Source organism: Listeria immobilis, from assembly GCF_014322845.1.
Classification (GTDB): domain Bacteria; phylum Bacillota; class Bacilli; order Lactobacillales; family Listeriaceae; genus Listeria; species Listeria immobilis.
Window position 1 is genome coordinate 210,670 of the sequence record NZ_JAASUA010000004.1, and the last position, 17,107, is coordinate 227,776.

At 32.5% G+C, this 17,107-nt stretch carries 16 protein-coding genes; 15 read left to right on the plus strand and 1 reads right to left on the minus strand.

The annotated features are described in order from the left end of the window. Nucleotides 1-137 precede the first annotated feature (137 nt). From HCJ45_RS07635 to HCJ45_RS07680, 10 genes are all read left to right on the plus strand, one after another. Nucleotides 138-1,340, plus strand: coding sequence for an MFS transporter (locus HCJ45_RS07635; RefSeq protein WP_187124412.1), 1,203 nt, complete (start codon nucleotides 138-140; stop codon nucleotides 1,338-1,340). 133 nt (nucleotides 1,341-1,473) lie between these two features. Next, the gene (sdaAA, locus tag HCJ45_RS07640) at nucleotides 1,474-2,370 is read left to right on the plus strand and encodes an L-serine ammonia-lyase, iron-sulfur-dependent, subunit alpha (RefSeq protein WP_187124413.1); all 897 of its coding nucleotides are present in this window, start codon (nucleotides 1,474-1,476) and stop codon (nucleotides 2,368-2,370) included. A gap of 24 nt (nucleotides 2,371-2,394) precedes the next feature. Continuing rightward, nucleotides 2,395-3,825: an amidohydrolase gene (locus HCJ45_RS07645; RefSeq protein WP_187124414.1), complete on the plus strand. Its 1,431-nt coding sequence runs from the start codon at nucleotides 2,395-2,397 to the stop codon at nucleotides 3,823-3,825. Nucleotides 3,826-4,334: 509 nt separating this feature from the next. Next, nucleotides 4,335-4,835 carry a cyclic nucleotide-binding domain-containing protein gene (locus tag HCJ45_RS07650; RefSeq protein WP_187124415.1) on the plus strand — a complete coding sequence of 167 codons (501 nt, stop codon included), beginning with the start codon at nucleotides 4,335-4,337 and terminating at the stop codon, nucleotides 4,833-4,835. A 101-nt stretch (nucleotides 4,836-4,936) separates the two neighbouring features. Beyond that, nucleotides 4,937-5,578 (plus strand): Crp/Fnr family transcriptional regulator, encoded by a 642-nt coding sequence (locus HCJ45_RS07655; RefSeq protein WP_187124416.1) that lies wholly within the window; start codon nucleotides 4,937-4,939, stop codon nucleotides 5,576-5,578. 210 nt (nucleotides 5,579-5,788) lie between these two features. After that, nucleotides 5,789-7,603, plus strand: a complete 1,815-nt coding sequence (locus HCJ45_RS07660; RefSeq protein ID WP_187124417.1) for a MucBP domain-containing protein — start codon at nucleotides 5,789-5,791, stop codon at nucleotides 7,601-7,603. 486 nt (nucleotides 7,604-8,089) lie between these two features. Further along, on the plus strand, nucleotides 8,090-8,674 hold the full coding sequence (fepR, locus tag HCJ45_RS07665; RefSeq protein ID WP_187124418.1) for an efflux pump transcriptional regulator FepR: 585 nt from the start codon (nucleotides 8,090-8,092) through the stop codon (nucleotides 8,672-8,674). Between the two features lie 14 nt (nucleotides 8,675-8,688). Then, nucleotides 8,689-10,020, plus strand: a complete 1,332-nt coding sequence (gene fepA, locus HCJ45_RS07670; protein ID WP_187124419.1) for a multidrug efflux MATE transporter FepA — start codon at nucleotides 8,689-8,691, stop codon at nucleotides 10,018-10,020. A 288-nt stretch (nucleotides 10,021-10,308) separates the two neighbouring features. Beyond that, on the plus strand, nucleotides 10,309-11,304 hold the full coding sequence (locus HCJ45_RS07675) for a DUF3829 domain-containing protein (RefSeq protein ID WP_246456529.1): 996 nt from the start codon (nucleotides 10,309-10,311) through the stop codon (nucleotides 11,302-11,304). A gap of 90 nt (nucleotides 11,305-11,394) precedes the next feature. After that, nucleotides 11,395-12,669 (plus strand): helix-turn-helix domain-containing protein, encoded by a 1,275-nt coding sequence (locus tag HCJ45_RS07680; protein WP_187124421.1) that lies wholly within the window; start codon nucleotides 11,395-11,397, stop codon nucleotides 12,667-12,669. 343 nt (nucleotides 12,670-13,012) lie between these two features. Here the strand turns inward: HCJ45_RS07680 and HCJ45_RS07685 are convergent, their stop codons facing one another. Further along, nucleotides 13,013-13,627 (minus strand): helix-turn-helix domain-containing protein, encoded by a 615-nt coding sequence (locus tag HCJ45_RS07685; protein WP_012580961.1) that lies wholly within the window; start codon nucleotides 13,625-13,627, stop codon nucleotides 13,013-13,015. Between the two features lie 146 nt (nucleotides 13,628-13,773). Between HCJ45_RS07685 and HCJ45_RS07690 the strand changes: the two genes are divergently transcribed. From HCJ45_RS07690 to HCJ45_RS15160, 5 genes are all read left to right on the plus strand, one after another. Further along, entirely contained in the window at nucleotides 13,774-14,004 is a 231-nt protein-coding gene (locus HCJ45_RS07690) for a helix-turn-helix transcriptional regulator (protein ID WP_069011817.1), read from the plus strand. A gap of 1 nt (nucleotide 14,005) precedes the next feature. Continuing rightward, the gene (locus HCJ45_RS07695) at nucleotides 14,006-14,629 is read left to right on the plus strand and encodes a hypothetical protein (protein ID WP_069027496.1); all 624 of its coding nucleotides are present in this window, start codon (nucleotides 14,006-14,008) and stop codon (nucleotides 14,627-14,629) included. A 552-nt stretch (nucleotides 14,630-15,181) separates the two neighbouring features. Continuing rightward, entirely contained in the window at nucleotides 15,182-15,889 is a 708-nt protein-coding gene (locus HCJ45_RS07700; RefSeq protein WP_120236597.1) for a hypothetical protein, read from the plus strand. Nucleotides 15,890-16,363: 474 nt separating this feature from the next. Further along, a complete protein-coding gene (locus tag HCJ45_RS14995) occupies nucleotides 16,364-16,576 on the plus strand; it encodes a hypothetical protein (protein ID WP_226896564.1) in 213 nt (70 codons plus the stop codon). A gap of 89 nt (nucleotides 16,577-16,665) precedes the next feature. Then, on the plus strand, nucleotides 16,666-17,037 hold the full coding sequence (locus HCJ45_RS15160; RefSeq protein ID WP_425489908.1) for a leucine-rich repeat domain-containing protein: 372 nt from the start codon (nucleotides 16,666-16,668) through the stop codon (nucleotides 17,035-17,037). Nucleotides 17,038-17,107: the final 70 nt, after the last annotated feature.

The following is a 17,107-nucleotide window of genomic DNA, read 5'->3' on the forward strand; positions in this document are numbered from 1 at the left end:
TGCTTTTTTATTTACTTTTTTTTCAAATTGAAAATATTAACACTATATAAAGCAATTAAAGTAATTTTTATTTGTGATTTATTTCGTATAATCAATGTATGAAAACGTTTACTTATATTAAATGAGGGAGGAATACGATGGAATTACAAGTGGAAAAAACAATAGCGAAGAAAAGTAGTGCAGGGTTGATTTTTGCTTTAATGGCTGGGTATTCAATGGTCTATATGGATAAGAGTATGATTTCTACTGCTGTTTTGCCAATAGCTAATGAGTTTAATTTGAATGCAGGACAAACAGGTATGATTATGTCCTTCTTTTTCTTAGGATATTCATTGATGCAGATACCTGGTGGTTGGTTAGCAGATAAAATCGGAGCTAAAAAGGTATTAATGCTGTCACTAGCAATTATCTCCATTTTTTCATTTGCATTTGGGGCAGTTAGTAGTTTGATGTTATTTATGGTAGTTCGCTTTTTTGCAGGAATCGGACATGGAGGATATCCGCCAAGTTGTTCCAAATCAATTGCTGATAACTTCCCTCAAGAACGCAAAACCTTTGTCCAATCATTGATTCTTTCTACTTCTGGTATTGGCGGTATCTTAGCTTTTACATTAGGAACAAACTTAATTAATGCTAATTGGCGCTATGGATATTTAGCGTTAGGAACTATGTTTGCAATAGCATTAGTACTTGTTGCGATATTTGTACCGAATAAAATGGCAAGTGAAGAAACTGGCAGTAGAAATAAGCCGGTAATGAAATTTAGCCAAGTTATCACAAATCGTAATGTATTAGTTTTATTTGTTGCAATGCTTTTACTGAACTTTTTACTTTATGGAAATATGTCATGGTTACCGAGCTTTTTATCACAAAAATTTGCTTTAGATATTAAAACAATTGGTTATTTATTGGCAGTGAATGCTATTTTTCAAACATTAGCAACCATGTTCGCAGGTGCGTTGCTTTCTAAACTGTTTTTAGGAAAAGAACGGCTATTTATTCTTAGCGCTACAATAATAGCAGCGATTTTAGTTGCAGCTTTTGTAGCTTCCAATAATCTAGCAGTATCTATGATTTGTTTGATTGCAGTAAGTATTGTATCTATTAGTGCATTTACAGCAATATTTACATGGCCACATAAAATCATAGATCCATCGATTATCGGTTCTTCTATCGGGATTATTAACACTGGTGGAACATTAGGCGGCTTTTTAGCACCGATGATTTTGGGACAATTAATCAGTGCTGCTGGAGGTTCATTCACCCTAGCGTTTGGTTTTATGGCACTAGCTAGCTTACTTTGTGGATTATGTGTGTTAGCCGTGAAAAAAGAAGCATAATGCCAGAAAAATAATTTACATTTGATATTATCGGACCAATTATGATTGATTCTAATATTTTGTTGAAATTCAAAAAAATCTGGTATAACAGTAGTAATTCCTGCGAGTGGCTAAAATAAAGGAAGTGAATTTTTTGTTTGAATCAATTGAAGAGCTTGTTCAAATTGCACAAGATAAGCAGTGCACTATTTCAGAAATTATGATTAATCAAGAAATAGAAATCTCTGGACGTACTAGAGATGAAATCATGAATCAAATGATGGTAAATTTAGAAACAATGGAAGATGCTTGTGCAAAGGGAATTCAAGGCATTCGTTCATATTCTGGCTTAACAGGCTATGATGCAAAAAAGTTACAAGCATATATAGATAAGAAAAATGTATTGACGGATGATATTTTTGTAAAAGCTTTATGTTATGCAGTAGCAACTAATGAAGTAAATGCAGCCATGGGTATCATTTGTGCAACCCCTACTGCGGGTTCAGCGGGAGTTGTTCCAGGAGTATTGCTTGCGTATAGTGAAAAGTTTAATTCGACACGAGAAGATATGCTGAATTTTTTATTTACAGCGTCCGCCTTTGGTTTTGTTACAGCTAATAATGCGATGATATCAGGAGCAGAAGGTGGTTGCCAAGCAGAAATTGGATCAGCTTCTGGAATGGCAGCAGCAGCTTTAGTCGAAATGGCTGGAGGAACACCAGAACAAGCAAGCCAAGCATTTGCAATCGCCTTGAATAATATGATTGGCTTAGCTTGTGATCCTGTAGCAGGTTTAGTAGAAATTCCTTGTATCAAACGAAATGCAGGTGGAACATCTAATGCAATTGGTGCTGCAGAGATGGCTTTAGCAGGAGTTGTAAGTGAAATCCCTGCAGATGAAGTAGTAGAAACAATGTATCGTGTTGGTCGCTCTATGCCTGCTGCGATTCGAGAAACTGGTATCGGGGGATTAGCTGGGACTAAAACTGGGAAACGCATCGCTAAAGAGTTGTTTGAAAATAATAATCAAAATACTACAACAAAAGAATAGAATCAAGGAAGGGAGAATATGAAAATGGATGCAAAACAACAAATTTCACAATTAATTGATGCAAAAAAAGAGCAATTTATCACAGCCGCAGATCGGATTTGGGGTACACCAGAAACAAGATTTGCCACTACTGAATCGGTAAAACCATTTCTTGAAATTTTAGAAAAAGAAGGCTTTTTAATTGAGAAAGGTGTTGCCAACATGGAACATTCTTTTGTTGCTACATATGGTAGTGGCAACCCTGTAATTGGGATTTTAGCTGAATATGATGCACTTGGAAATTTGAGTCAAGTAGCAGATCTTGGTGAACAAAAAGCTGAAAAAGAAGGTGGAAATGGTCATGGCTGTGGACATAATTTGTTAGGAACGGGAGCTTTAGCAGGGGCGATTGGTATCAAAGATTTAATGGAAAAAGAGAATATGACAGGAACAATTAAATTATTTGGTTGTCCAGCTGAAGAAAGTGGTTACGGCAAAGCGTTTATGGCAAGAGATGGAGTATTTGATTGCTTGGATGTTGCTCTTTCATGGCATCCAATGGATACAAGTATGGCTTGGGGACTTAGTAGCTTAGCAGTTTATCAAATCTATTATAACTTTAAAGGGACATCTGCTCATGCGGCTGCTGCTCCTGAACAAGGACGTAGTGCACTCGATGCAGCGGAATTGATGAATATTGGTGTGCAGTTTTTACGTGAACACATTATTGATGCAGGTCGTATTCACTACGCCTTTATGGATGCAGGTGGTGAGTCTGCTAATGTGGTGCAGCCAACTTCAAGCTTATACTATTTTATTCGTGCACCAAAAATTGAACAAGCGGAAGAAATCTATAAACGTGTTAATAAAGTTGCAGAGGGTGCGGCTTTAATGACAGAAACAGAGCTTGAGATAGTATTTGATTCAGCTTGTGCCAACTATCTGCCAAATCAAGCAGTGACAACTGTCATGTATGAAAACTTAAAAGAATTCGGAAACATGAATTTAACATCAGAGGATCAAGCATATAGCCAAAGATATTATGATAGTTTAAATGAAGCGACAAAAGCAGGGTTGATTACTAGAGCAAGAGAAAATAACCCAACAGCTAGCGAAGAGGACATCAAACATCTTGGAACAATGCCAGTCTCGGAACAAATTGCTCCATTATTCTTTACAGATGCAACTTCTGGTTCTACAGATGTCGGTGATGTTAGTTGGGTTTGTCCAACAGCACAAGTAATGATTGGATGTGAACCACAGGGAACACCACCTCATTCATGGCAATGGGTGGCAAATGGTAAGTCTTCTGTGGCACATAAAGGAATGTTAGCAGCAGGTAAAACGATTGCTACAACTGTGTATGATTTACTGATTAACCCTGAGTTAGTAGCAAAAGCAAAAGCAGAGCACCAAGCAACAGTCGGTGGTAAAAAATATCAGTCTGCGATTCCAGCAGACGTAATGCCTAAATAATGTAAACATAGTAAGCGTAGTAGGTAAGACTAGAATCATCGTCCTGCCTACTATTTTTTTGCTCCATTATTTTTTGGTCTAATACAAAAAGATTATTGATAGGAAATAAAATACAGGTGTCAATTAGCTCTCCATATTCGAGAGCTTTTTTGTCGTACTATTTTCGGGGATAAATTTTAAAAACTAACAAAAAAAAGATACACCATCAATTAAAGCAAAATAAATCAATACAAATTTTTTCTCCAAGGAATTTTTTTATAAAATAAATAACGAATTACCCCGCATTATATAAAATTAATTACAATCAGTCTTATAAAAACACAAAATGTTCATAAATGTAGGTGCGTAGTGTGTAAATTGCACCTTACGATTAGAAAACTTCTGTCCTATAATAACGTCATGTTAAAAAACTATCCATCTTAGAAAAGCTGTATTTATTTTGTAGTGTAAATATAAAAGTTAAAGCAAACCTAAGCTCATAAATAGAAAGGATGATAAAGATGGATGTAATGGAAGAAAAAATGCTAGAAAAACTGAATTTATTTAAACTAGAGAACAATTGGGTGCAACGTGTGAAATTAAAGAAGGGAGAATCTTTATCTAAAGATGATGTGCTCAAAAGCATTCTTTGGGTTGAAAAAGGAATTCTTCATTCTGAATTGAAAATAAAAGAAAAATTTCAAGTATTCACTTTAATTAAATCAAATGAAATAATCTACCCTTCTTCTGTGGAGTATAAAAAAAATAATTGGCGAATTGTAGCAGATATACCTTCTGAAATTGTTTTGATAAATAAAGAATATTTCCTGAACTTCGCAACAGTAGAACCGGTATACATGGAATGGCTTCTAGATAAGGCGAATGACAATTTTCATAAAGCTTCTAATGAATTAACTAAATACGCACGAGGGTTAGAAGTAAAAGCAACGATAGAACAAATACTCGAAATAATGGAAAAGGAAGGAATTAGTAAAGAAGAGTTACTTAGCTACTTCTCAAAAAAAAATTAGCTTCTTATACTCAAGTGACAAGAGGGACATTCTATAATTCTTGGAAGAAATTAGAAAACAATGGCTTTTTTAGAAAGGCTCATTACTAAGGAGGAATTATATTGTCAAAAAAGAGTATTCTACTAGAGTCTTTGCAGTTGTGTGGAACCGAAAAAAAAGTGGAGGTATTTAGTAAAGGAACAATATTTGATTGTTCCAATGACCATATAATTTTGACTACATCAGGCGTTCTCCATCTGGAACAAGTAGGTAATACAGAAAGTATAATTACCTACTTAAATGGTGAATATTTACTCGATCTTTCACATATTTTACAACACAATAATCAGAAGTATCAACTTGTTAGTGATACAAATATTGAAGTAATTCAGTTATCAAAAGAAGATTTTAAAAAATTAACCATGGAAAAACCTTCGTTCATTGAGTGGTTGATTGACTCTATAGCTGCAGTAACAAATAAAATTATGACTGAATTTTCAAAAAAACATTATGGTTCTATTTCTAAAATAAAGAGAAGTATTTCTAATTTATATGATGAAGGGATTTTGAAGCCGTCTGATAAAAATAAGGAATGGTATGAAATGCCTACATTCATGTCGCAAATGGATTTGATTTCCTATTCAAATATTTCTAGAAAAACGTTTCGCATAAAATTAAAAGAGTTTATAGAAGAAAAGTATTTTAAAGTAGAAAAAAGAAAAATACTTATTCATTATTCTTTTTTTAAATCAGAAGAAGCTTGAATTGCGGATACAGTAAAGGTTTCTAGTTGGATTTTTACTATACCAGATATGAGTTTATAAGTATCTCAAAACAAAAACTTAAATAGTTAAGGGTGTTGGATATTGTTTAATATTTTCAATATTCGCATATTTTGAAGGGGGCAAGCAATTAAATTAATAATTTATACGCGTGTCAAAAATAAAAATATTTTGCAGAAAAGGAGAAAACAAATGAAATTCAAACAATTAGGAACAATAGTTTTAGCGACTGCTTTAGTTGCACAAATTCCGCTACAAGTAAATGCAGCAGGAGTTGGGGTAGAAACAAAATCTGCTTCAAAAAAACAAGTTACTGCTGATGCACGAGTAGCAGCAGCGCCTGTAACAATCAATCATGTTTATAATGGAACCATCTTTAAAACAGAAACACTTAATGGGAATGTAGGAGAAACATATACTACCAATCAAATTGAAGATCCTAATTGGAGAGTAACTACTCCAGATAATGCAACAGGTACATTTACATCAGAGCCACAAACAGTGACATATGATTACACTTCACTTTCATTAATAAATGTACTTCGATATGAATATAGAGATATTGATACTGATGGTTATATCTATGTGCATAATCCAAATTTTTATCAAAGTCAAGGCCGCAAACTTTGGGAAACAGTTGCGACAAATGCGAATGGTTATGGTGATTTCGGAAGTCCAAACATATATACTTGGGTAAAACATTATGATGCAATGGATGAAGGGTATGTTTTCACTGACGGAACAGTTGGTAAAGGCGGTACTTATGACTTTGTAAAAGCTAGTCCGGAAAATCCTGCCACTTTACCAGTAAGATTACCAGGTGAAGAACCAAAAGTTATTACTCTTTATTACAAATACAATCCAGTAACTGTTACAGGGCAAGATGTAACTGTTAAATATGTTGATACAGAAGGTAATGAAATAGCTTCTTCTGAAACGCTGTCTGGTAATGTAGATGATAACTATACTTCAGAAGCAAAAACAATTGCAGGTTATACACTAACTGAAACTCCAAGTAATGCAACAGGAACTTTCTCAGATACTGCACAAACAGTAACGTATGTTTATCAGAAAGATGCGGTTGCAGGACAAGATGTGACTGTCAAATATGTTGATACAGAAGGTAATGAATTAGCTCCATCTGAAACACTATCTGGTAATGTGAATGAAAGCTATACTTCAGAAGCAAAAACAATTGCAGATTATACATTAACTGAAACTCCAAGTAATGCAACAGGAACTTTCACAGATACTGCACAAACAGTAACGTATGTTTATGAAAAAGATAATGTTTTAGGACAAAATGTAACGGTTCAATTTGTAGATGAGGCTGGCAATCAATTAGCTGAACCAATGACACTTTCTGGAAATATTGGTGATACTTTTGAAGCAATTGCGAAAGTTATTGACGGTTGGAATTTAACAGCAACACCAGAAAATGCGACTGGTACGTTCTCTGACACTACACAAACAGTGACATTTGTTTATAAAAAAGCAGCTATTACTGGAAAAGATGTTACAGTAAACTATGTTGACACTGAAGGCAACCAATTAGCTCCATCTGAAGTATTAAATGGAGAATTTGGGGCAGCATATCTTTCAGAAGCAAAAGTAATTGATGGCTGGAAATTAACAGCAACACCAGAAAACGCATCTGGCATATTCTCTGATCAACTTCAAACAGTGAATTATGTATACGAAAAAGTGGATTCCGGTACTGGTGATAATACAAATGATAACAACAATAACACAGACAATAACACAAACACAGACAATAATACAAACACAGATAATGAAACACAAGTAACACCAACTCAGCCTTCCGTTGTAACAATAGACTCAACAGACTCTATGTCTAAGGCTGAAACAGCTAAACAATCTATCGATACAGAAAATACTTTACCAACTACAGGTGACTCAACTAATCCACTGCTTATTTTGTTCGGAAGTTTATTGGCTGTAGGGGCTTTCGGAATGTTCTTTAGACGTACAAGAAATAATAATTAGATTCAACTTTACGTTGTTTCAAATAGTATAACTAAACTAGACTACCTTTAAATTGTAAGGTAGTCTAGTTTTTCTTTTTAATGAAGCTTTTTTCGTTTAATGTCATTTTTGAACGAGGAATGACAATAACCTCATTGCCTAAATTTTGCAATTGAAAATGATTTTTTCTGTTGGAACCAAATGCTTGCTTGGATTGGAGCTGTTTTAGTAGAAAAGGCTGCAATACCAGAGATAGCTAGTTACCATATAGTGAATAAAAGCAGAATCTACTCTATCATTGGAGTGGATTTTTTGCAATTATATCGTAGTCAGATTTCATTGAGTCGTTTTAAGGAGAAATTTTTATGACTAGTAATCTTATTAGAGGATTGCTCAATTTAACAAAATCTTTCTTCTATTATTATATGTAGCATCCATTGACAAAGCTCTTTTTTTATGGGAAAATTACGTACGAACGGTCGTCAGTTTTTTGAAAGGGGCGTAAAAATGAGAAAAGAAGAAATAAAACAAGCTGCTTTAACGCTATTTGCAAATAACGGTTTTGAAGGGACATCGCTCGCGGATATTGCTGGTGTCGTTGGTCTGAAAAAACAATCCATCTACTCACATTTTAAAGATAAAGATGATTTATTTTTATCTATTATGAAGGATGCTAAATCAACAGAAATTAACTATTACCGGGTACATCTTCAAAACAGTGATTTATCTAGGCCAGATCTTGTTTTATCTAGTTTACTCTTTGGTGTGAAAAATTTATATGATACAGATGCGGGATTTAAGTTTTGGTTGCGCTATGGTTTTTATCCACCGAAGCATTTGTATGATATTGTTCAAGCGGAAATCTGCGAAAATTTGATTCAGATGGAACAAGATTTTACTAGGCTGTTTAACGATTGGATAGCGCAAAAACTAATTCCAAAACAAGATGTAGAAACGATGAAAGAAGCATATATGGGAATTCTTGATGCAGTCATTGTAGAGATTGTTTATGCAAAAGAATCGCAAAGAATAGAAAGGAAAATAACGGCTTTGTGGCAAATTTTCTGGAGAGGGATTACGCTAAAAGCTTAAGTTAGAGGTGTAACATGGCAAAAAATAAAGAAATATTAGAATCAGACTCAGTAAAAAAGGTGTATTTTAGATATTTAATCCCGTCCTTAGTGGGAATGTTATTAATGTCACTAAATATTGTTATTGATGGGATTTTTGTAGGACATAAGCTCGGCGGTACAGCGCTTGCTGGGATAAATATAGCAGTGCCAGTATTTACCATTTTCACAGCAATATCGATTTGGATTGGAATTGGAGCAGCCACGCAGTTTTCATTTGCGATGGGTGAAAAAAATGTTGCTAAAGCGCAAACTATTTTTACTAATGCGATTATAGCAGTTGTTTCCATTACTATTTTTATTGGAATTATTGCTTTTATTTTTAAAGTACCACTTGCATATTTCTTAGGGGCGAACGGAGAGACGATTAGTTATGTGTTGGAATATATGAATATTTTACTAGTGTTTGGCTTTGCGTTAACACTGGAAAATATTTTAAGTATATTTGTAAGAAATGATGGTGACCCCAATTTATCAATGATTGCACTAATTGTTACCGCAATCTGTAATGTAATTTTAAATTATATCTTTCTATTTATTTTTGAATGGGGTGTAACTGGCTCAGCACTTGCAACGATGCTTTCCATTATTATTGGGGTATTTATTCTTATAACGCACTTTTTTAAGAAAACAAACCGATTAAAATTTGTTAAAATAAATTGGAATAAAGCTTTTTTCAAAAAAACATTTTCCATAGGCTTACCGAGTTTTCTTGCAGAAGTTGGTGTATCTGTATTTACGTTTGGGTATAATATTTCCCTTGCTGCAATGGCTGGAACTGCCGGAGTAGCTGCATTTTCTGTATTAAACTATACGCATAGTGTGATTTTAATGCTTTTCCTTGGTATGGGTTCAGCTATTCAACCATTGATTAGCTATTATCGTGGAGCAAAAGCAAAACAAAAAGAACTAGAAACATTAAAATTAGCAATAGCTGTTGCATTCTGTACTGGAATCGGCTTTTTACTTGTTGGATTATTTGGATCTAACTTGCTTGTATCCATGTTTGGTGATTTTAGTCCAGAAATCAAAGAGCTAGCAAGTTCGGGAATAAAGTTATTCTACACAGCTTATTTATTTATGGGTTTCAACTTTGTGATGATGACCTATTTCCAAACTTCCGACAAAGTAAAAATGGCAACATGGATTACGATTTCGCGTGAGATTATTTTTATGGTTATCTTTTTATTAATCTTACCTTCTATTATTGGAATTACTGGTATTTGGTTAGCGATACCAATTTCAGAAATGATTGTAGCAACATCTATTGTTATTTATATGAAGAAAAAACATATTTTATTTAAATAAAAAAAGCGAAGACCTATGTAATCTCCTATAAGCTAAAATTTGGAACTAGCTTTTGTGGGAATATATGATGTCTTCGCTTTTTTAGATAAATCGGAGGTAAAACAGAGTTAGAAAGAAACTATTTTTATATTGTATCCTTTTTCTAAAATAATTGCAGTTGGGTGTTAAAATAAAAATCTGCTAAGCGTTATATTACTAAGCAAGCTTTTACGAGAAATGAATGCTTTTTATATTTTAAGAATTTGCATAAATAGAAAGAGGGACATTATGAGGTATAGGAAGAGGAAAATGGTTAGTTTGTTTGTTCTATTGCTAGGGGTTATGATTCTTACTGCTTGTGGAAATAATAAGCGCAACACGGAAGAAATAGAAACGGCACAAGGCGCATACAAAGGACAGGAACTGACAGAATACAATATGTATATTAATTTTAACAAAAATGTAAATAGTGAATTTTTAGAAGCAAAAGAAAACTATTTTGCTTCCTTTGCTGATGATAATCTCCAATATATAAAGCCAGATGGAACCAAAGAAATAGTGATTTCACGTGCGGAAAAAACGCAACAATCAATTACCGATTTAAATGAAAGGCTAAAATCTTCACCAACTTTATCACTTGAAAAAACAACTCAGGAATTATTACCTCAAGTAAAAATAGAAATGGAAGTTTTAAACGAGATGGCCGCTTACTATGAAAACAAGGAATATACGAAAGATGATTTTGCAAAAGGTAAGCAGCTGCATGAAACCTTACTAAAAACAACCAAAACAACCAACGATGCTATAGCAAGATTTGATGTGGAGCTTGGTAAAGTAGGGCAGGAACAAGCTATGGCTAAAATGGAAGAATTGAAAAATAATGGTGATATGGTCGCTTATGTTTTCGCCGACTATATTATGAAAGCGGAGGCGGTTAATTTAGAATTACAAAAGCAAAACATCCATGCCGCTAATATTTTAAAACTTGAAACATGTGCTTTTTGCCTTAAATATGACGAATTAGTGAATTCTTATAACGAACTGGATGCCGTAACAAAAGATGAAATAGAACTAGATAATTCAGGCTTAACAGAAGCTGATATGACCACTTTAAAAGCAAAAGCAACGAAAGTAAAAGTGGATGCAGAATCTATCCTAGACCGTGTCAGGAGTAAGGAAGCTGTCGATTCATATGCTTTGCAAAATACAACTGTTTTAGAAAAAACTATTGGGACACCAGAAAAGTTAGCAAAGAGTTTTAACGAGCTAGAATTGGAGTATGCGAACTTACTTGCGCTAAAATAAAGGTAAAAATTTCTTGTTTTCCGCCTTGCCAAGTATAAATAAAAGTTTATACTTAAGTTGAAAATATTTAATAAGACGGCGGTGGGCAGCATGAGTTTAATTGGTATCCGAATTAGAAACATTCGCAAAGAAAAAAAACTAACATTAAAAGAAGTATCGCAAGGGATTGTATCTGTTCCCTATCTAGCAAATATCGAAAACGGGGTTAAAACTCCTTCTATAGAAACACTTATGCATCTTGCAACACGACTTGCAGTACCAGAAGAAATTTTATTAGTTAATGAAGAAGAAATAAATGAAGAAATCTTGCAGGAATTTCAAGGCATATTTTCTTTACTAGTACACTCTAAAGTAACTGAAGCACAAGAAAGATTAAATATGATAGAAGCGAATGTGGATCTGCGTTACGAACCTGTTGCTACAGAAATTAGTTTTTATTGCTTGCAAGCAGGACTCTATTATAAAACATGGGAATTTTCAAAAGCAGAGCAAATAGAAAGAAAATACTTAAATAATAATGCAAAACGATCGACAGAAAAATTTCCGAAGTATTTGCATATATATTATTGTTATTGCCAAGCTATCAAACATGCGAGTGCTACTTGTAATTATAAACTTACAAGAGAATACTGGGGAAAATGTATTAAACTATCTAATAATCCGGAATTTGATGTTATTTTTCACTTAAACATATGTACTTTTTATATTTGTGATAATGTGTATGAACCAGCGTTAGAACATGCCGCATTAGCACTAGAATTAGTTCAAAGCTTCCCGAGTGAAAAACAAGAAAGAATCATTTCTGTTTTGTATTTCTATGGTTATATTTATTTCCAAATTGGATTTATGTCCAAAGCAAAAAGTAATTTTGAACAAGCAATGACATATTTTCCATTATTCCCAGCAACTAAAACTAGTTTTTACTTTCTTATTCGTTTTAAATTAGCAGAAATTGAACGAATAGAAGGGAATGAAACTAATTTTAACCGTCTTATTTTAGAGTTACACAAACAAATAATCACTCATAAGTCTAAAGGTTTTATCAACAATGATTTTCTAGTTATTACCGAATTAATGGTAATTTTTGCTGAATTTGGCTCAATCCAAGAAGCAAAAGAATTACTTGAAATAATGAATAGTATTGATGAAAGAGTAATGGAGCTTGATTTTTTTGTGGAATATACAGAAACATTAATTTGCTACCATCAAAATAATCAATCTAGCTATGAACAAAGTATGCTGAAATTACTTAAAAAAATAGATGCGTCTAATGATCCAATGCTCATTGAACGCGTTAAAAAACATGCCAGTAAACATTTTGCAAATGCAACAAAATATAAATTGGCATATGATATTCTTTCCTAAAAGGCAAACATCTATTTTATGTGTTTGTCTTTTTTCTTAGGAGTTAGAATACAATTGTTTTTGAGAAATATTGCTAATGAGGCAGATAAACAAACTCATAAAAAAAGGAACCCAAGTTAATAATGGATTCCTTTCGAATGATGCGGCCGAGAGGACTTGAACCTCCACGGGTTTTACCCCACTAGGCCCTCAACCTAAGCTTTATTTAAAATGAAGTTTACTGACATTATATCAATAGTTTTGGCAAAAAGAGCTAATTTAGCAGTATAAAACTATATTAAATTGAGGGGTAGAATTTGTCAAATGAGTTAGTTATTAATATTTATTTATGTGCTTTTTCACACTAACTAATTAATTGAATTACTTCTACTATTTTCCAAATCATTATTAAATCTTTCTTAATAGTTACAGTACTTTCTGAATCAATAGGTTTAAGTTGTAGCTCTTTGTCATTAAATAAATTTATATGCCCAATTATAATTTTGCTATCAGTTGTTAATAAAACTAACTCACCTTTAAAACTATCTTCATAGGGCTCTAATAATAATAATGAGTTGGAATTGAATTTACTCAAAGAAGGATTAGAGACTTCAACTAAAATTGCATTCTTAGATACAAGTTCTTGTTTATAAAGTCGGAAATCATTTGTTTCTTTTTTTGATTTCATGTCATGCAGAGTTTTATATATAGGAACTTTTGTTGCAATGACTTCATTTTTTTCTATTGAAGACGAATAGTTAGCTAGTTGCATTAATTTATCAAATGATATGCCATAACCTAGAGAAATTTTTTTCAATGTTTCGACTGAGGGCTCTATAGGAGTTTTTGTCGATGGATCAAAGCCTAATTCTAATTTTCGTATGTAATTATGACTTAATCCAGTTTTTTCTTTTGCTTCTCGTAAGGATAAACCAAGTTTCACTCTTAAATTCAATAATTCTTTCCCTAAATCAGACACTTCAGTACACATCCTATCTATTCACTTATCTATGAAATAGTATAGCATAAAGTGTAACTTGAAGATTACATTTTTCACAACGTCTTTGTAACCTATAGTTTACAAAGACGTTTAATTATCTTATAATTAAATTAAGGAGGGATTATATGGATTCAAATATGAAATTATTAAGAAAACAGCTAGGATGGAGTCAGAATCGCCTAGCAGAGGAATCAGGAGTTTCAAGAAGAACAATTAACTATATTGAGAATGGTAAAATTAAGAACCCTAAAAAGGAAACTATGAGATCAATATCAAATGCACTTAGGGCTGATGTAGAAATATTATTTTTTGACAAATCGTATACTATAAAAAATTTAGAAAGTAGGAGTTTATAAAATGGTATTTATTTTGACATGTATAGGTATTATTATTGTAAGTTATAGTCTTTATTTGCTTTATAAAATATTTAAAAATAGAACTAATAAATTTAGTATAAAACAACTAGTACTAAGTCTTTGCATACTTATTATTGGTATTTGGATCTTTCCAAGTATGAGTAATTCAGAAGCTGGTTCTTGGTACTCAGAGAAGTTCTTTCCCGCCTATTCTAGTTCTGTGTACGAGTTAGAGAATTCACGTGATTCTGTTGCTGCTTATGTGACATACTTAGGCATGGTTGAGAACGAGAACTATGATGATAACTTTTTTGCTTCTGTAAATAAAACTGATATTGCAACACATGAGGATAATTTGAAATCAGAATTAATTAGTTTGAAAAAAAGCAAACAAAGCTTAGAGGAGATTAAAGCACCGTGGTATTTATCAGATCCTTATTTTAAGGGTGGGAATAAGATTATTAACAATCAAATAGAAATATTGAAAATTCAAATAAAAGATATAAAGAGTTATTTAAAAAAAGGATCAGATAATATTAAAAAGAGCTATGAAAGAAGTGGGGAGATTGAAGAGATACAAAAGAAAATTGATTCATTAATTTTAGAATATAATTTTCATTCTTAAATTGATTTCTAATTGAAGTATTACATAAGCAAAAATATCATGAAGTAAGAAGAAAATTGTATATTTGGATATTGAATAGAAGTCGGTGGTATAGCTAATCCATTGGGAGAGTAAGTAAAAGTCAACACCTACAAGTGATAATGACATTAAGAAAAGGGTAGTTTTATGCTATAATATTAATATAGATTGTAAATAATAACTATCGAATATGTTTTTTGATTTATCCAACTGTGAAGGGGCTCCTTGCCCCTCTTTATCTCGTCACTTCGTTCCTCGTCAAATTCACCCGCCGTAAGCTTATCAGCTTAACCGATCATTACAAACTATCGAAATATTCCACGCACTTCGTGCGCGTAAATTCCATTCTAGTTGTAATGTTTATTACTAACTTACTTCTTATATTTGAACTACTATCAATAATATTTTAAATTTTTTAAGTGTATTTAATACCACTAAAAGAACCACCTATAAGTAATATGTACATTATAAGCTTAAAAAGCTTCAAAAAAAATATTTTAGGAGGAATTAATTATAAAGTCTAAAGAACAAGAGTTGAATTTTATTCTATTTCGCATTGCCACAATAGAGAATAAGGACATAAGTAATATTGCAAGGTCGTTTCCTAGTAAAACACAAGGGATGGAATATGAACATGAAAATCAAGAATGGCATTTCTATAGGCAGTTATTTTTTTCTATGCATAAGGAGTATTCTAAAGCTCTAAAGTGCGGAAAGGACATTCATTTTTTTAGAGAAGTAATACTTGACGAAAAAAAAACTACTAAAGTTTATTTCTATGACTCTGGTGACCAGATACGCCATAGAATAGTGTCTAACGCTAAGAGAGATACGACTATTCTATTACTAGAAGAGATGAACTATAGAAGAAAAAATGAATCAGAGATAAAACGTGAGAAGGAAAATGGAAATGATAAACCAAATAGATTTAAAAGAAGTACCTTCCCAATGGAAGATACTAATCTTAATTCTCTTGCAATATTTGATACATCATATTCGGTATCTATAGCTAATATGGAAACTTATGATATGGTTAAAAGAATTATAGATTCTATGGTTGAATCTGGGGAATTGAAAACTAAAGAAATTCGATTGTTACGAGAGATATGTGATGATGTGCCAAACAGTGAATTGTCAAAACAATATGGAGTTCCAGTAAAAATTATACAGCAGAAGAAAAGGCGGCTTCAGAAAAAAATGGCTAACTTTAAGGAAAACTATATGAATACGCATAAAGAATAAGTGAAGCCTTAACATTCTTTTCTTGTTGAAAATCTTACCCACCCCGTTATTTCTAAACCGTAATATTTGCATCAAACCTCTAGTTATATTTTTAGCTGGGGGCTTTTTTTATGAATAAATTTTTCTTAAAAGGCTTGAATTTGTAAGTAAATGAATTTAAGGGATAAATTCGTTGTAAACCATTATACATCAATGTTTTACAGTGTTTCATTTGTGTTTTTTGAGCTTCATGAAAAAATAGCTTTTTAAAGTTTTATGTAACTAGCAAGTGTGCAAAAATATAAATGAAATAAAAGAATGATAACTCTAGATTATTTCATTTACATATGCTATCTGAAACGAGTGTAATTATTGAAATAAATATAAGTATATATTTTATTTATAAATCTGATTTTGTTAGTATAGATGTATAAAATGATTTTGTTGTAAGCGATAACTTATTGATGGAAAATTATAAAAATGGAGCGTAATTCTATGGCATACGAGACTGCTTACAGTAAAGAACTTAAAAGAAATGATATTACTGCATTAGAGGCAAATCAATATTTTCATGAAGGGATTCTAACAGATTCTAAAGCTTTTCAATGTAGCGAAGTTTGCAGTGTACCACTAACATGTGCAAATTTCACTAAAAATCATCAGAATGGAATAAATCTTCTTACTTTAGGTCACCAGATGCAAGTATAACTCATTAAGATAATTGTTCTATTAAAACAAAAAAGAATGCACACCATATTGAGACAGAGGAGGGTTCCTCACGCGTACTATCTAATTTAGTGGACTTAAATTTATTTTTTAATCAATTGACGGGAACGGTTCCTTCTAATCTGTCTAAACTCAGCAATCTGAAATATCTTGCTTTGGCCTTCAATGAACTTACAGGAGAGATTCCACCAAAAATCACTACTTTAAGTAATTTGAAAGAACTTATAATTGGTGGTAACAATCAGACAGGTAGCATTCCTAGGAGCATAGATAACTTAACAAATTTAGAATGCCTAACTGTAAATCAGAATCAACTAACCGGAAAAATTCCAATAGAAATTGCCAATTTACCAAAGCTCAATACATTGTACTTGTATCAGAATAATTTTACAGGTGACATTCCTAACGCAATATATAAAATGCCTAGACATAGCAATTGTTAAACGCAACTGAAAAAGGGGCCATCGGATGATTCAAAAAGGGGCCAAAAAATTATTTTAGCCAATTCTTGGT